The 15,860-nt window shown below is 39.9% G+C and carries 15 protein-coding genes; 10 read left to right on the top strand and 5 right to left on the bottom strand.

All coding sequences use genetic code 11. The features are described from left to right. A partial coding sequence (locus tag WNY98_RS20225) for a transposase (protein ID WP_342878772.1) occupies positions 1-255 on the bottom strand: 255 nt, incomplete at its 3' end. 287 nt (positions 256-542) lie between these two features. Beyond that, a complete protein-coding gene (gene zapE / locus WNY98_RS20220) occupies positions 543-1,652 on the bottom strand; it encodes a cell division protein ZapE (protein ID WP_342878771.1) in 1,110 nt (369 codons plus the stop codon). Between the two features lie 59 nt (positions 1,653-1,711). Between zapE and rsuA the strand changes: the two genes are divergently transcribed. The 3 genes from rsuA (at position 1,712) to WNY98_RS20205 (ending at position 4,216) form a co-directional block, all read left to right on the top strand. Beyond that, positions 1,712-2,410, top strand: a complete 699-nt coding sequence (rsuA, locus tag WNY98_RS20215) for a 16S rRNA pseudouridine(516) synthase RsuA (protein ID WP_342878770.1) — start codon at positions 1,712-1,714, stop codon at positions 2,408-2,410. Between the two features lie 120 nt (positions 2,411-2,530). Next, the gene (rluA, locus tag WNY98_RS20210; RefSeq protein WP_342878769.1) at positions 2,531-3,184 is read left to right on the top strand and encodes a bifunctional tRNA pseudouridine(32) synthase/23S rRNA pseudouridine(746) synthase RluA; all 654 of its coding nucleotides are present in this window, start codon (positions 2,531-2,533) and stop codon (positions 3,182-3,184) included. 81 nt (positions 3,185-3,265) lie between these two features. Then, positions 3,266-4,216: a DUF3530 family protein gene (locus tag WNY98_RS20205; protein ID WP_342878768.1), complete on the top strand. Its 951-nt coding sequence runs from the start codon at positions 3,266-3,268 to the stop codon at positions 4,214-4,216. Here WNY98_RS20205 and djlA read toward each other — a convergent pair. Genes djlA through WNY98_RS20190 form a run of 3 tightly spaced genes read right to left on the bottom strand, consistent with a single transcriptional unit; the run spans position 4,199 to position 6,751 of the window. After that, positions 4,199-5,065, bottom strand: a complete 867-nt coding sequence (gene djlA, locus WNY98_RS20200) for a co-chaperone DjlA (RefSeq protein ID WP_024600316.1) — start codon at positions 5,063-5,065, stop codon at positions 4,199-4,201. The genes WNY98_RS20205 and djlA overlap by 18 nt on opposite strands. Positions 5,066-5,096: 31 nt before the next feature. After that, on the bottom strand, positions 5,097-5,753 hold the full coding sequence (gene murU, locus WNY98_RS20195; RefSeq protein ID WP_342878767.1) for an N-acetylmuramate alpha-1-phosphate uridylyltransferase MurU: 657 nt from the start codon (positions 5,751-5,753) through the stop codon (positions 5,097-5,099). Next, a complete protein-coding gene (locus WNY98_RS20190) occupies positions 5,750-6,751 on the bottom strand; it encodes a phosphotransferase (protein ID WP_342878766.1) in 1,002 nt (333 codons plus the stop codon). Before WNY98_RS20190 ends, murU begins: the two co-directional genes overlap by 4 nt. 111 nt (positions 6,752-6,862) lie before the next feature. On the opposite strand from WNY98_RS20190, the gene lptD reads away from it, so the two are divergent. The 7 genes from lptD to WNY98_RS20155 all read left to right on the top strand — a co-directional run bounded on the left by lptD (position 6,863) and on the right by WNY98_RS20155 (position 15,600). Next, positions 6,863-9,115: an LPS assembly protein LptD gene (gene lptD, locus WNY98_RS20185; RefSeq protein ID WP_294121411.1), complete on the top strand. Its 2,253-nt coding sequence runs from the start codon at positions 6,863-6,865 to the stop codon at positions 9,113-9,115. Positions 9,116-9,154: 39 nt separating this feature from the next. Then, positions 9,155-10,450, top strand: coding sequence for a peptidylprolyl isomerase SurA (gene surA, locus WNY98_RS20180; RefSeq protein ID WP_342878765.1), 1,296 nt, complete (start codon positions 9,155-9,157; stop codon positions 10,448-10,450). Positions 10,451-10,452: 2 nt separating this feature from the next. Beyond that, positions 10,453-11,445: a 4-hydroxythreonine-4-phosphate dehydrogenase PdxA gene (pdxA, locus tag WNY98_RS20175; RefSeq protein ID WP_024600312.1), complete on the top strand. Its 993-nt coding sequence runs from the start codon at positions 10,453-10,455 to the stop codon at positions 11,443-11,445. Beyond that, the gene (rsmA, locus tag WNY98_RS20170) at positions 11,442-12,248 is read left to right on the top strand and encodes a 16S rRNA (adenine(1518)-N(6)/adenine(1519)-N(6))-dimethyltransferase RsmA (protein ID WP_002960838.1); all 807 of its coding nucleotides are present in this window, start codon (positions 11,442-11,444) and stop codon (positions 12,246-12,248) included. Before pdxA ends, rsmA begins: the two co-directional genes overlap by 4 nt. Further along, the gene (apaG, locus tag WNY98_RS20165) at positions 12,232-12,621 is read left to right on the top strand and encodes a Co2+/Mg2+ efflux protein ApaG (RefSeq protein WP_002960839.1); all 390 of its coding nucleotides are present in this window, start codon (positions 12,232-12,234) and stop codon (positions 12,619-12,621) included. The genes rsmA and apaG overlap by 17 nt, the downstream gene beginning before the upstream one ends. An 8-nt stretch (positions 12,622-12,629) precedes the next feature. Continuing rightward, a complete protein-coding gene (locus WNY98_RS20160) occupies positions 12,630-13,448 on the top strand; it encodes a symmetrical bis(5'-nucleosyl)-tetraphosphatase (RefSeq protein WP_342878764.1) in 819 nt (272 codons plus the stop codon). Positions 13,449-13,584: 136 nt separating this feature from the next. Next, a complete protein-coding gene (locus WNY98_RS20155; protein ID WP_342878763.1) occupies positions 13,585-15,600 on the top strand; it encodes a methyl-accepting chemotaxis protein in 2,016 nt (671 codons plus the stop codon). The last annotated feature ends 260 nt before the right edge of the window (positions 15,601-15,860 follow it).

The raw sequence follows: 15,860 nt of genomic DNA, 5'->3' as shown, positions 1-15,860 counted from the left end.
ATCCTTTTCTAATTCAATGCGTTGGATTTGCTTTTTAAGTTCGCGGATTTCAATTTGTTCGGGCGTCATTGGCGAAGCCGATGGTGGCTGGCCATTACGCTCTTGCTTTAATTGAGTAACCCACTTACTAACGGTTGATTTACCCACACCCATCGCTTTGGCTGCTTCTTCTTGAGTATAACTTTGGTCAACTACAAGCTGAGCTGTTTCTAATTTGATTGCTGCAGAATACGTTGCACGTTTTAATTTCGTCATTTTTTCACCCAAATTTGTATGCTTATCAGCATAACATTTCTTTCTTAATGGGTGGCCAAATTAACTATGCCACTACAGTAGAAGTAGAAGTAGAAGTAGAAGTAGAAATACATAATTACTATTGTTTTATATCTTCTCATTTACTCCTCTTTTGCTTCTCTTTGTGCAATATGGTTTTAAGTGATTTATTCGCAAGGATTTTAAGAGGCATTGCGCTTTAGTAAGGCAATGAATAGCTATCAGCGCTTCTCACATAAACAAGCTCGTCTACAATATATATTAAAGCGTTACCAATTTTGCATTTCGACTATGCGCGACTGTGTTCGCGCATATTCAAAGCTCAGCTTTTTACCTTTATATAGATGTTCAATATCGGTTTCTGCGTTTATCACCAGTGACTTATGGCAATCATAAAACTCATCCACTAGCGCAATAAAGCGCCGAGCTTCGTCGTCAAAGGTGTGCTCATCAAGCGTTTGTTTTTCGCGTTGATAACTATCTTCTATACCATGCACAATAATTTTACCCGTTGCTTTAACACCCATTTTCGGCACGTTCGATACATATAACACATCAAATTGCGTTGCTAAAAACATATAATCGCTAGCACTGCGTGGGCCTGAGCATAGCGCCATAAAATCAATCATCAAGGCGTGATCTGCTTTTAATAAATAAGGTAAATTGCGGCCATGTACACTAATTGTATTTCTATATGTTACCTCTGCATAAGAAGCTAAAAACTCATTTTCAAAATCGTGATTTGATAAATTAATAAAATAGTGACGACTATTTTTACCATATCTAAAACGGTGATCGCTCTCCCCCGCCACGCTAATTATATGGCAGTGACTATTAATTAAATCGATAGTAGGTAAAAATCGCGCTCGTTGCAGGCCGTTGTAATAAAGCTGCTCTGGCTTTGCGTTCGATGTGGCCACCAGCACAACACCTTGTTCAAACAACGCATTGAACAATCTCGCCATAACCATAGCATCGCCAATGTCGCTCACAAAAAATTCGTCAAAACACAGTACTCGAATATTTTTAGCCCACTGTTTTGCAATCAGAGTTAATGGATTTTTTTGACCTTGTAGCTGCGTAAGTTGGGCATGCACTTGCGCTATAAAATGATGAAAATGCAGCCGCTGCTTTTGCTCAATAGGTAAGTTTTTATAAAATAAATCCATCAACATGGATTTACCTCGCCCTACGGGTCCATATAAATAAACACCTTTTATTAAGGGCGCTTTTTGCCACCATGATGTATGTGCTTGAAGTTGCTCGCTTAGCGTATTTAAAGCTTCCACTGCATTTTGCTGCGCAGCATCAAAACACAGTTCACCTGTGTCTATTTTTGCTTGGTAAAGGCTTAAAATTTGTGTGCTGTGCACTGTCATGGTATTTCACTATCGGCTATAATCGCGCCCATTGTAGCCGACTAAAAATGTGAACCAAAATGAAATTCCCTTGCCGCTTAGATAAATTTATTAGCCACTTAGCTGAAATACCGCGCACGCAAGCCCGCGCTACTATAAAGCGAAAAGAAGTAAGCGTTAATGGCGAAGTAATCACATCACATAATTTTCAGCTAGCCCAGCAAGATGAAGTACTGCACCAAGGTACGCCTTTGGTATTTTTAGGTAAGCGCTATTACATGCTAAATAAACCTGTTGGCTATGTATGTGCTAACAGTGACGAGCTACATAAAACTGTTTTTGACTTACTTGATGAGCCAAATATGAGCGACTTTCACGTGGCAGGTCGCCTTGATATAGATACTACAGGGTTAGTTATTATTACTAATGATGGCAATTGGTCACATAAAATCACGTCACCTAAAAGCAATAAATTTAAAACCTACCTCGTCGAAACCCAAGAGCCGATTACCGATGAAGCCCTTGAGCAATTGCGAACAGGTGTCATGCTGCATAACGAAAAAGATTTAACCCGCCCCGCTATAGCTGAGAGACTTGCTAATTACGGACTGCGTTTATCAATAAGTGAAGGTAAGTATCATCAAGTTAAGCGTATGCTTTACGCGGTAGACAACAAAGTAGTTGAGCTACATCGCGAGCAAATTGCGGGAATTATCCTAGATGAAAACTTGGCTAGTGGTGAATATCGACTATTAACAACTCGAGAAATCAAACTATAAAAGCGCTTTAAAGGAGCCTAAGACTTAGATTATTAGTTGAAACAATATAGCAAAACTTTTACTTGAGCCTGTTGGCTTGCTCTACTAAAATAGCGCCCTTCAAAATCACTAAGGTCGGCCGTGTTAGTTAACTACAATCCCCCTATGAGTCCGTATTTAACAATACTTTTTCAGGATGACGACTTACTTATCGCTAATAAGCCAAGTGAGTTATTAACTGTCCCAGGTAAAGATCCTAAACATGCCGACAGCTTAATTAATCGCGTTAATCGTGTTTTTCCAACAGCGAGAATAGTGCACCGCTTAGATATGGCCACCTCTGGCATACTCTGCCTTGCCATGAATAAAGCCGCGCACAGACATTTAAGTATGCAGTTTCAAGAGCGCGAAACAGCCAAACGTTATATAGCACGTGTATACGGACACCTTGAATCTGAAACAGGATCCGTAGATTTACCCCTTATTTGTGATTGGCCTAATCGCCCTAAGCAAATGGTTGATCACGACAGAGGTAAACCTTCGCTTACGCATTTTAAAATACTTGAGCGTGAAGAAAATGCAACCCGTGTAGAGCTAACCCCCATCACAGGTCGCTCGCATCAACTACGTGTGCATATGTTAAGCCTTGGTCATCCTATTTTAGGTGATAGACTTTACGCCCATAAAGAGGCACTTGCTGCCGCTCCTCGCTTACAATTACATGCACAAATGCTGCAGTTGAAGCACCCAACCACTGAGCAAGTACTTACTTTTGAAGCCGAGCCTGAATTTTAACTGGCTCAAATACGTCGTAAATTATTAAACTTTTAGATAACTTTGCCGATACCTAACTAATTGTCATTAGTTAGGTGCGTTATGCTATTTTCACGGTTTTTAAAAGGTGCTTTTTATATACAGCTCAGCTGTGCGCTACTTTTAGCTAACCCTATCAGCGCGGCGGAACATATTGCCCCACCTAGCCTATCAAGTATTGAAAAGAGCGACATTGAGCGACTTCTTCCAAGCGATGAAATAAAACCAATATTAGCGGGTGAAACAGAATTTTTAAGTCTTTATAGCGAATATATGAGCGCTGATTTTAGAGGAGTAGTATTACTTATACCCGATTGGCACTCTTCACCTACCAATAACTCAGGCATGAGTTACTTGCGTAAAGAGCTTAATAATTTAGGTTACAGCACCTACGCAATGACAGTGCCCGACATTGATTGGCAAACTAGTAAAATGGCAGAAACAACGCCCAGCGAAACCGAAGCTGCGCCGAGTAACGCCGAGGAACCTCCATCACCCGACACAACAGCAAACGCCCAATCGCAGCCTGCAAAAGTAAAAGAAGAGCCTCATTACGTTAATGCAATTGAAAAAGTAACTGACGACATACTTGATAACTATAAAATAAATCTCATTTCTCGTTTTAATGCGCTGTATCAAACCGCTATGGAAGATTCGAGTAATATAGTTGTTATAGCACAAGGAACGAGTGCGGGTGTGTTGCTGGAGTACTATGCAGATTTTCCTGATGAGAGACTGGATGCATTTATCAGTTTAAGCAGTTACTTACCTAATGCTAAGCGTAACGAAAGCTTGAGCCAAACGGCATCACTTGTTGCACCCGCCTTGCTTGATATTTACTACGCAAATGACAGCACAGACATTTTAATCAGCCTTAAAAATCGTCAGCGCTGGGTTAACCGAAATGCAAAGTTTGATTACCGCCAACGCCAGTTGTTTGGCCTGCGCGATCAACCCGATCAACACGCACGCCTAACAAAAGAAATAGACGGTTTTTTACGCCGACTTTTTTAAATACTCATAAGCAGCTTGAATATCTTGGCTCTTTTTAACAGCCAGTTCCATCATGTGTTTTGGTAGGCCTTGCGACACTAACTTATCAGGGTGGTGTTGCGACATAAGTTTACGATACGCTACTTTTATATCACGCTGCGTTGCATCGCTATTTAAACCTAATAACGCCAATGCTTGCGCACGGTTCATGTTATTATTTGGCGGTACATGGTGCCCAGAACCTTCACGGTAACTACTACTTTGACCTTGGTTTTGTTGCTGCTGATTAAATTGCTGCTGTTGCTTTCTAAAGTTAAACTCTGCTTGGTAGCGCTTTAATACAAATGCAAAACGTGTTTTAGAAATACCTAACTGTTTACTTACTTCTGCTAATAGCTGCTTTTCTTGTTCGGCTAATACCCCGTCAGAAAATGCCATTTGAATTTGTATTTCTAAAAACAACTGTATTAGATCGTTTCGTTTAGCAAAGCGTTCTTTAAAATCGTGTACTGTTTCTTTAAGTGAAAAGTCGCTCTCTTTACCTGACTGAAATGCATGTTGGGCTTCGCGGCGTTCTTCGCCCTTTAAGCCCATTTCATCCATAAACAAGTTAGCTGCTTTTATATGTACTTCGCTAACTCGACCGTTCGACTTCGCAATGTGCCCCATAACAGCAAAGCAGCTTGAAAAGAACAAAGCTTGGCGCTCATTCACGTCGTCACCACTAAATAAGCTAGAAAAGCCGCCTGCTTTATCAAAGTTATTTTTTAAGCTTTTATCAAATAAATGACCTAGGTATAAACCTAAAATGGCACCAAAAATTTTGCCAAACATAAAGCCAAAACAAAAACCGAGAATTTTTCCCCACATCTATAATACTGCCTTCTTAAAAATTGAGTTATTACGCCTCAAGGCGCTTGTTTAATTGGTTTAAACGCTCTGGTGTACCAATATCATCCCACTGCCCTATATAGAGCTCAGTTGAGACTAAATGTTCATTAAGCTTTTCACGTAAAATAGGCCCTAAAGGGCGAATACCTTGCGTTAATCCCTTAAAAAAATCAGCCTGATATCTGCCAATCCCCGAAAATGTATATTTTTGACTCTCGGCCGATAAATGGCTCAATGCAAAGTCGCCATTAGGATTATGTGGCGGATTTTCTATAAGCACTATGTGCGCCTCACCGGGCTGTAAATGAAGTTGCATTAGCGCACTTACATCATAATCGGTGTATACATCACCATTTACTACAATGAACGAGTCACCCAACAACGGTAACGCTTCAATTATACCGCCAGCCGTTTCAAGGCCACCTTCAACTTCTTGGCTGTAAAGTATATTTACACCAAATTGGCTGCCATCTTTAAAGTAGTCTTTTATTTTATCACCCTGCCACGCAAGGTTTATTACAATGTCAGTAATGCCGGCAGCTTTAAGGTTATTTATATGGTGCTCAATAAGTGGTTTTTCTGCCACTTTTAACATTGGCTTTGGCATATTTTGCGTAAGCGGCATCATACGTTGCCCGCGCCCTGCCGCTAAAATCATCGCTTTCATGAGCGCTCCTTTGTTAACTTTTCAGTTACTTTTGGCACTATGGTATTTTTTGTCCACTCACTCAATGCTTTAAGCTCTGGATAATTTGCCGCTACTTCAATAATATAATCAAGCGTCGGTAAAATATTATCTAAATAACCTGTTTTACCATCGCGTAAATATAATCGACAAAATATACCCGCAGCTTTTAAGTGGCGCTGTAATCCGGTTAAATCAAACCAATATTTAAACTCATCGAATGAAGTGTTAACTAGTAAATTTTGATCTGTAAATTCTTGATAAGCAAAATCAAGCAAGCTTGTTAACTCTTGTTGAGGCAGTTTAAAGTAGCAATCGCGTAGTAGCGATACCAAGTCGTAGCAAAGCGGCCCGCGTACAGCATCTTGATAATCTATAATTGCCCACTGGCCGTTACTGTTCATAATATTACGGCTATGGTAATCGCGATGAACGGTAACAGTGGGTTGCTCACGCATGGCCTTTATTAATAGCGCTGAACTTGTTTGCCACATTACGTTTTGCTCTGCGCTTAGTGGCTCATTAATAAAGTCACTCACTAACCACTGGCTAAATATATCAAGTTCTAGTTTTATAAAATCTTCGTTATACGCTTGCATAGCATAAGCTGCCGGCGTTTTTGCCCAATGAGCACTTAAGCTAATTAATGCTTGATAGTGCTCGGTGCGGTTTGCATCATCAAGCATGTCAGCTAGGTGCGTACTCCCTAAATCGCTGAGAATAAAAAAGCCCTGCTTTTCATCACTTGCAATAATTGTAGGAAGTAAAAAACCTTGCTCAACAAACACCTGGTTTAGCGAAATATAAGGTTCGTTATTCACTTTTTGCGGATCTGAGTCCATCACTATTAAATGCTTATTATCGTGATTTAAACGGTAATAACGGCGAAAGCTAGCATCACCCGTGATCGCGTTTAAAGTATGCGACTTGGCATTAAGCTGTGCGTTTATAAATTGTTGTAAATTCTCAAAGCGTGTCATTTTATAAGATATCTATTTTTCACTAAGTTAATTAGGTCAATTACTGTAATTGCCATTATTTTCCTTTATTATGTGTATATTATATTAAACACACAGTATTAAGGTCGATAAATGAGCAAAACCTGGGGCATATTGATGCTAAGCGTAGTTAGCGCACCATCGCTTGCCGAAACTGAACTGGCACACAACCTTTGTGGCATTTCAATGCAAACCAGAGCTTGGCAACCACTTGAAGGCCTTAACCTTGGTGAAGTTGATATTCAAGCTGATGATGTAGAGCTACTTGGCACTCAAAGCGCTGAATTTACCGGCAATGTTGATATTAACACCCTTAAGATGAGTTTGTCCGCACAAACTGCGTTGATAGACAAACAGCGTGGTTTATTAAATGCAACGGGGCCAATTACTTATCAAGATTACGTAAGTAAAGTAAACAGCACCGGATTAAATGCCGATTTAAATAATTCAGAAGTCAGTTTGTTAGGCGCCGACTACAGCCTAACCGAACAACAAGGTAAAGGCGGCGCTGAAAAGCTCACTGTTAATCAGTCTGGCCTATTACTCATGAATGCAAGCTTTACTACTTGCCCAAGTGATACCCCGGTATGGGAAATTGAAGCTGACGAAATAAACCTTTCACGCGAAGAAGGCTGGGGCGAAACATATAACGCCGTATTACGCATTCTCGATACACCGGTTTTATATCTACCTTATTTTACATTCCCACTGGATGAGCGCCGTAAATCGGGTTTACTTACCCCGACTATTTCAAGCTCTGATAAATACGGCCTTGAAACAATTACGCCGTACTATTTAAATATTGCACCTAATTTTGATGCCACTATTACGCCTCGTTATATGTCTAACAAAGGGCTGCAATTACAAACTGAATTTAGATACCTAACAGAGCAACACGAAGGCTTAGTAGGAATTGAATACTTAGATAGTGATGATTCAGAGCCAGATTTGAATGAACGCTACATGTTTCATTGGCAACAACAAAGCTACCTAGGTGAAAACTGGCGCGCAAACGTTGATGTAACCAATGTAAGCGATGATAACTACATCACCGATTTAAGCTCAAATTATGCTAGTAAAACCGATACTCAGTTGTATCGTACCGGTTCACTTACTCATTTAGGTGAAACATGGCGCACCGATATTAAAGTACAAAACTTTGAAGTACTGGGCGATCACTTAGAGTCTTACACTGCTATACCGCAAGTTAATTTTACGCAAACTGCCCCATGGCGTTTTGATAATTTTGACTTTAGTGTCTCAGGCGAAATCAGCCATTTTACTAATGACTCGTCAGAAGTAGCTATAGATAGCGCAACCCGTGTACACGTAGAGCCAAAAGCACGCTACAACTATGCCACTCATGCATGGTCTTTTTTGTCTGAAGTGAGCTTATTGCAAACTAACTACAAACAAAGTGGTAACTTAACAGGCACGCAGTACAGCGACACCGTATCGCGTACTATTCCAAAAGTACGCTTGTACTCTCAGCTTAATTTTGAGCGTGATGCCTCTTACTTTTTTGAAGGTGGCGTACAAACATTAGAGCCTCAAATTCAATATTTATATACGCCTAATAAAGACCAATCAGACATTGGTTTGTTTGATACAACCAAACTACAAGACGATTATTATGGTTTATTTAGAGACGTGCGCTTTTCGGGTGTTGACCGTATAGCAGCCGCGAATCAATTTACGTTAGGTGCAACAACGCGCTTGTTTGATAAAAAACAAGAAGAAGTATTTAATTTTAGTGCTGGCCAAATATTTTATTTAAGTGACGATGCCAAGCCAACAGAGCAAGGCTTAAACTCAGACACTAATTATAATGCACTATTTGCAGCTCAAACCATGTTACATTGGCACCGCCGTTGGTACCTCGCTGGAGGTATTCAATACGATACAGATGGCAAACAAATGGTACAGTCAAATGTAACGCTCGATTATAAAGGTGATAATAATCAGCTAGTACAATTGAACCATCGCTATGCAAATGATGTCTCAGGAAATACAATCGAGCAAGCAGGTGTATTTACAAGTATTCCTATTAGCGACGAATGGCAATTTATTGCAAGCTATCATCGAGATCTTGAAAACAACAGAAGTATCGAAGTATTGAGCGGATTACAGTATGAATCATGCTGTTGGGCTATCCAAATTACTGGGCACCGCCAAATTGAAACAGATTTAAATCAATCAATAGGCCAAGAACAAGCAACTTTTGATTCAGGTATTAGTTTGAATTTTGTATTAAAAGGACTTGGCAGTAAAAGCCGTTATGATGCACAAAAATTATTACAACAAGGTATTTTTGGCTATCGTAGACCGTATTTTCTTAGTAACTAGTATCACAACAGTACTATCAGCAAGAGTAGTAAAAAGAATATGAATTTAAAAAAATTATTAACATCAGCAGTTTTAAGTGCCAGCCTTTGTCAAAGTGCAATGGCCGCACCCGTAGAAATAGATAAAGTTATTGGCGTTGTAAACCAAGGCGTAATTTTAGAAAGCGAAGTAGACACCATTATTAATCGTGTTAAAAAGCAAGCCGAAGAACAAAACCAGCAATTACCAAAAGATGAAACTCTTCGTGTACAAGCCGTTGAGCGTTTAGTAAATCAAGCCCTTATGATACAAATGGCTGACCGTATGGGGTTACAAATCTCAGACAGTCAACTCGATCAAACTCTTGCAAGCATGGCACAAGAGCAAGGCGGTACAATTGCCGATTTACGCCGTACTATTGAAGGTTCGGGCGAAAGCTTTCAAGCTTACCGTGAAGAAATTCGTAAAGAAATTACAACGCAACAAGTAACACGTGCAAGTGTCGATCGCCGTATTTATATTAGCGAACAAGAAGTTGATAACCTTTTAAAAATTATGGAAACCCAAGGTCAAAGTGCTGAAGAGTACGACATTGGTCATATTTTAATAGATATCCCTAACGATGCGAATGCAGACGAAATTGCTGGCGCAAAAACACGCGCAGATAAAGTTATTGAGCTATTAAACGATGGCCAAGAATTTAAACGTATTGCTATTTCATCATCAAGCGGCTCTAAAGCACTTGAAGGTGGACAGCTTGGTTACATGGGCATTAACGAAATGCCATCGCTTTTTGCTGAAGCAGTAAAAGGCCAAAAGAAAGGCGCTATTGTTGGCCCTCTTCGCTCTGGTGCTGGTTTTCATATCATTAAAGTACAAGATGTTCGTGGTCTACAAGTTGTAGAAACAACAGAAGTGCGTTCACGTCATATACTAATTAAACCTTCGATTATTTTAAGTGAAGAAAAAGCACGAAATATGCTTGCTGGCTTTGCAAAAGATTTACGCGCAGAAACTGCCGACTTTGGAAAGTTAGCTAAAGAATACTCAGAAGATCCAGGCTCTGCACTTAAAGGTGGCGAGTACGATTGGACTGATCCAACAACTTACGTACCTGCGTTTAAAGATACTCTGCTTTCTCTTAAGCAAGACGAAATAAGCGAACCGTTTAGAACACAATTTGGTTGGCATATTGTTCAGTTACTTGGTAAACGTGTAGCTGATAAAACTGAGCTAGCTAAACGTAACCGTGCTCACGGTATGTTGTTTAACCGTAAATTTAAGGAAGAAAGTTTTAACTGGCAGCAAGAAATGCGCGAGCAAGCTCACGTTGAAATTTTCCCTATAGACCAATAAATATGACCCTAAGAATTGCTATTACACCGGGTGAACCTGCCGGTATTGGCCCAGATTTGCTACTCACGCTTGCTCAGCAAGCGTGGGATGCTCAACTTGTAGCAATTGCCGATGGCAAGCTGTTAAAAGAGCGTGCAAAACATTTAGGCCTAACAATAAACTTAATTGAATTTGATGATAATGCACCTGCTATCGTAGCACCTGCTGGCAGCCTGTATATTCACCAAGTTGATTTAGGTACTGATGTAGAACTTGGCGTACTAAACGACGGTAACGGACAATACGTGTTAGATACCTTGCGTATAGCAAGTGAAAAAAACATGGACGGCACCTTCGATGCTGTTGTTACGGGCCCTGTTCACAAAGGCATAATTAATAAAGCGGGTATTTCATTTAGCGGGCACACTGAGTATTTTGCACAGCAGTCAAATACTGCTGATGTAGTTATGATGCTTGCAACAGAGGGCTTACGCGTTGCACTTGTAACCACTCATATTCCACTTGCGTATGTATCGCGTGCAATCACACCAGAGCGCTTAACTAAAGTAGCGGGTATTTTAAATCACGACTTACAAACTAAGTTTGGTATAGAAAAACCACGTATTTTAGTGTGTGGTCTAAACCCACATGCTGGTGAAGATGGTCATTTAGGTCGTGAAGAAATAGAAACAATCACGCCCACGCTTGAGATACTTAGAAGCGAAGGTATGAATTTAATTGGCCCACTACCGGCCGATACCTTATTTCAAGATAAATACCTATCTGAAGCAGATGCAGTGCTTGCTATGTATCACGATCAGGGATTACCTGTGCTAAAATACAAGGGATTTGGTAAATCGGTAAATATTACCCTTGGCTTACCATTTATCCGCACCTCAGTTGACCACGGTACTGCACTCGATTTAGCAGGAACTGGGACAGCTGACGTTGGCAGTTTTGAATTAGCGATCCGCGAAGCAATTAAGCTCGCCCAAGAAAAAGCACAAAATCAATGACCGATAAAGTACATTTAGGACACCGCGCTCGTAAGCGTTTTGGGCAAAACTTTTTATTTGATGAGTCTATCATCGATAAAATAGTCTCTGCGATCGATCCTAAACCAGAAGACAACTTAGTAGAAATTGGCCCCGGCCTTGGCGCAATTACTGAGCCAGTAGCTGATTTAAGTGGCCATTTAACGGTTGTTGAATTAGATAAAGATTTAGCACAACGATTAATTGAGCACCCATTTTTGGGTCCTAAATTAACCGTTAACCAAGGCGATGCAATGACGTTTGACTTTGCAAGCTTGGTACGCGATGACAAAAAGTTAAAAGTGTTTGGTAACTTACCTTACAATATTTCGACGCCGTTATTGTTTCATCTTTTTGAATTTTCAGATCATATTGAGCACATGCACTTTATGCTTCAAAAAGAAGTAGTAAAACGCATGGTAGCAGGCCCAGGTAGTAAAACATTTGGCCGCTTAAGCGTAATGACTCAATACTACTGTAATGCGATGCCGGTTGTTGAAGTACCACCTGAGTGCTTTAAACCAGCGCCAAAAGTTGACTCTGCGGTTATACGCTTAATACCTAAAAAGCCAGAGCAACGTACAGCAAAAAGCGTTAAAATATTAAACACAGTGTGTTTAGAAGCCTTTAATCAACGCCGTAAAACACTGCGTAACAGTTTAGGTAATTTACTAACTGCAGAAGAGCTTACTAGCATTGGCATTGATATAACGCTGCGTGCTGAGCGCTTATCTTTACAACAATTTATTGATATAGCTAACTGGATTTATGACAACAAGCAGTAATATTGGATCGCCTGTAAAGGTATCTGTAGAAACATTCTACGTAGAAGGTCAATCTCAACCTGAGCTTGAAAAATACGTATTTGCTTACTCAGTAACGATTAAAAACCATAGTTTATGTAGTGCAAAATTACTAAGCCGTTACTGGTTAATTACCGATGCAAATGGCAAACAAGTTGAAGTTGAAGGCGAAGGCGTTGTTGGCGAAATGCCAGATATTGGCCCAGGTGAAAGTTACAAATACACCAGTGGTGCAATTTTAGATACACCTGTAGGCACAATGCAAGGCCACTATACGTTACGCAACGAATTTGGCTCTGAGTTTCAGGCGCCTATTAATGTGTTTCGTTTGGCTTGCCCTAACATTTTGCATTAAGCATTAAGATGGCAGATTATGCGATAGGTGATTTACAAGGGTGTTTTAGTGAATTTAACACCCTTTTACAACGGGTTGATTTTAACCCAAGCAAAGATCACCTTTATTTAGTTGGCGACATCGTTGCCCGCGGGCCAGACTCCCTAGCCTGCTTAGACTATATTTACCAACATCAAAATAGCATGACCATCACTTTAGGCAATCACGACCTTCATATGGTTGCCTGCTACTTTCTTAATAAACCTACCAACCCAAAAGATAAACTAAACCCGATATTTGAAAGCCCAAAATTAGCGCATTACATCGCTTTTTTACAAACCCAGCCATTGGCTCTAGAGCTTATAAAACATAACTGTTTTATATCTCATGCAGGATTAAATCCCGATTGGTCTATTGAAAATGCACTAAAGCACGCGCAATTTGCACAAAGCTGTTATCAATCAAATAACGCTAAAGCATTTTTTGAACACATGTATCAACCTCACCCTGCAGAGTGGTCAAGCAATCTTGATGACTTTGAAAAATTTAGATACATAGTTAACTATTTTACCCGCATGCGTTTTTTAACGAGTGACAACAAACTTGAGCTTAATGCAAAGGGCGCAATAACCGATAGCCAAACCTTAACCCCTTGGTTTAACCATCCTAATATTGCAAAAACTAAACACAATATTATTTTTGGCCACTGGGCCGCGCTTGAAGGTAGGACAGATAATCCACGGGTTCACGCCTTAGATACGGGCTGTGTATGGGGTAACACCATGACCCTAATGGAGCTAAGTACAAAAAAAATTATTGTAGAAAAGTCCCACCTTTCGTCTAAATAAACTGAAAAAAAACAATACATCTGTTAGATTTATAAATTAATAGTTAAAATTAGTTAAAGTAATTGATTTTAATTACTTAACTTATTGGTACAAACGCCGATAAGTCTTAATTGAAGTACTTTTGAGTGGAAACCTTATGAACCTGACAGTAAGCCAACGTATTTGGGGTGGTTTTATATTTATCACACTATTATTATTAATAATTGGTGGTAACTCCTTAATAAAAATTGCAAATATTGACCGTTCCACTCAAAAAGTGAACCAACTATCACTCCCTGCATTAAATAAAAGCTCTGAGCTGCAAGCAGAATTTATTTTAATGAGTAAAGCCGCTCAAGCTAGCTTTTACACTACCTCTGCCAATGAACTTGCGCCAATAAAAGCACAGGTCCTTGAGCAAAAACAATTATTCAACACGCTGCACCGTGAACTTCAAGACGTAGTAAAAAATGATGCAACGCTTAATCAAAGTAGCCAAAACGTAGAAAAAACCTACTTAAGCTTTTTAAGCACCGTTGAAAACTTATTAGAAGATAAAAGCAAACAGCTAGCATTAAATAAAACATTAAAAGCACAATTAGAAAATATAGAACTAAGTGCAGAAGATGCTAACTCTGTTGTACTCGATATTACCGACATTGACGGGTTTGAGCAAAACTACCCTCGTGCTTATCAAGCTGCAAACAATTTAGAAAATAACTTTATGTCGGTGGTAAGCAACAGCACTGATATGCTAACCGTTAAAACGCTTAATACTCTCGATATTGTTAAAAACGAGCAAACTTATTACCTAGAAGAAGTAACGCGTACTATTGCATTAATTAAACCTGCGATTGAGCAAACTCACAGCGATTTATATTCAAGCTTAAAAGAGTATGTTGATACTTTAGAAAACAACATAAAAGGTAGCAGCGGTTTAGCTGCAAACAAAAAACGATTAATTGACTCGATTACGCTAACAGAGACAGAGCTTGCCCAGTCAGAGCAAGCCACCAAAATGGCACTTAACCAAATTGATGAGTTAGTTAATCAAGCAAGTGATGTTGCGTTTAAATTACAGCAAGGCGTGCGCAGCGACGTAGACTCAGCAAACTTATGGACGTGGGTTGGAATGATTATAGCCACCCTTTTAGCTGTAGCGATTGCTATTATTACTGTTAGCCGCATTACTAAACCACTTGCTGAAGTTAACCGAATTTTAGATATTGTTGCCAGTGGCGACATGACACAACGTTTAGATGACAGCGCTAAAGACGAATTTGGCGAACTATCTAAAAGCTGTAACACGCTAATTGACAGCCTACGCAGCCTAATTAAAGGTATTATTTCGCGCTCTACTCAGTTAGCTGCAGCATCAGAGCAAACATCGGCCATTACCTCAGAATCAAGCCAAGCAATTCGTAACCAGCAAGCACAAGTTGAGCAAGCAGCCACTGCAACAACCGAAATGAGCAGTACATCGCAAACGGTTAGCAACAGCGCTCAACAAGCACTTAGCGAAATTAAAAATGCTGATAAAGAAGCTGAACGCGTTAAAGGTATTTCGAATAACAATAAAGCAACGATTGAACAGCTAGCGCGTGAAGTAGACGACGCCTCACAAGTAATTAATAAACTACATCAAGATAGCGCATCAATAGGCAGCATTTTAGATGTAATACGCGGAATAGCGGATCAAACTAACCTACTTGCACTAAATGCCGCAATTGAAGCTGCACGTGCAGGTGAATACGGCCGAGGCTTTGCTGTTGTAGCTGACGAAGTACGCTCTCTAGCAAGTAAAACTCAAGAGTCGACCCAAGAGATACAATCAATGATTGAGTCTCTACAAACAGGCGCAGAAGCTGCCGTAACCGCAATGAGTAAAGGTAAACAACGTGCGGTATCGTGTGTTGAACAAACAGACCTAGCAAGTAGCGCACTTGATTCGATTACATTTGCGGTTTCGCAAGCTCACGACGTAAGTGAAGAAATTTCGACTGCCGCACTTGAGCAACAACAAGTAGCACAAGAAATTAGCGAACGCCTTGAGTCGATTGTAGCCATCGCAGAGCAAACAGCCGAAGGCGCAAATCAAACTAATATCTCAAGTTCAGAAGTAGCAAAACTTGCTGAAGAACTTCGCTTGTCGGTAGACGAATTTAAAGTTTAAGTTTACTAAAACGATTAAAAAAACCCCGATGGTACTATGCACCATCGGGTTTTTTGTTTATTAGGGCTTTAAAGTGGGGTATAAAACCTTACCGGTAAGCGCCGCTCTTACTCACGTAAAAACGCAATTTTAAACATTTATATTACCTACTTTTGCCTTCACTAAAGTGCAGCGCCCTCTTAACCTCTTTGTGAATAAATTACTTAAAACCTTATTGCACAAAGAGAAGCAAAAGAGGAGTAAATGAGAAGACATTAAAA

Origin of the sequence: Pseudoalteromonas sp. AS71, assembly GCF_038900275.1 — a bacterium.
Taxonomy (GTDB): domain Bacteria; phylum Pseudomonadota; class Gammaproteobacteria; order Enterobacterales; family Alteromonadaceae; genus Pseudoalteromonas.
Note: the sequence above shows the minus strand (reverse complement) of the source record. Positions and strands in the feature narration are given on the sequence as shown.

Bases quoted from the DNA above. Each gene is read 5' to 3' on its own strand.
- pdxA (WP_024600312.1), top strand. From the start codon at position 10,453: ATGACCCTAAGAATTGCTATTACACCGGGTGAACCTGCCGGTATTGGC.
- surA (WP_342878765.1), top strand. From the start codon at position 9,155: ATGAATTTAAAAAAATTATTAACATCAGCAGTTTTAAGTGCCAGCCTT.
- lptD (WP_294121411.1), top strand. From the start codon at position 6,863: ATGAGCAAAACCTGGGGCATATTGATGCTAAGCGTAGTTAGCGCACCA.
- murU (WP_342878767.1), bottom strand. From the start codon at position 5,753: ATGAAAGCGATGATTTTAGCGGCAGGGCGCGGGCAACGTATGATGCCG.
- WNY98_RS20160 (WP_342878764.1), top strand. From the start codon at position 12,630: ATGGCAGATTATGCGATAGGTGATTTACAAGGGTGTTTTAGTGAATTT.
- WNY98_RS20155 (WP_342878763.1), top strand. From the start codon at position 13,585: ATGAACCTGACAGTAAGCCAACGTATTTGGGGTGGTTTTATATTTATC.
- rsmA (WP_002960838.1), top strand. From the start codon at position 11,442: ATGACCGATAAAGTACATTTAGGACACCGCGCTCGTAAGCGTTTTGGG.
- rsuA (WP_342878770.1), top strand. From the start codon at position 1,712: ATGAAATTCCCTTGCCGCTTAGATAAATTTATTAGCCACTTAGCTGAA.
- WNY98_RS20190 (WP_342878766.1), bottom strand. From the start codon at position 6,751: ATGACACGCTTTGAGAATTTACAACAATTTATAAACGCACAGCTTAAT.
- zapE (WP_342878771.1), bottom strand. From the start codon at position 1,652: ATGACAGTGCACAGCACACAAATTTTAAGCCTTTACCAAGCAAAAATA.
- WNY98_RS20205 (WP_342878768.1), top strand. From the start codon at position 3,266: ATGCTATTTTCACGGTTTTTAAAAGGTGCTTTTTATATACAGCTCAGC.
- djlA (WP_024600316.1), bottom strand. From the start codon at position 5,065: ATGTGGGGAAAAATTCTCGGTTTTTGTTTTGGCTTTATGTTTGGCAAA.
- apaG (WP_002960839.1), top strand. From the start codon at position 12,232: ATGACAACAAGCAGTAATATTGGATCGCCTGTAAAGGTATCTGTAGAA.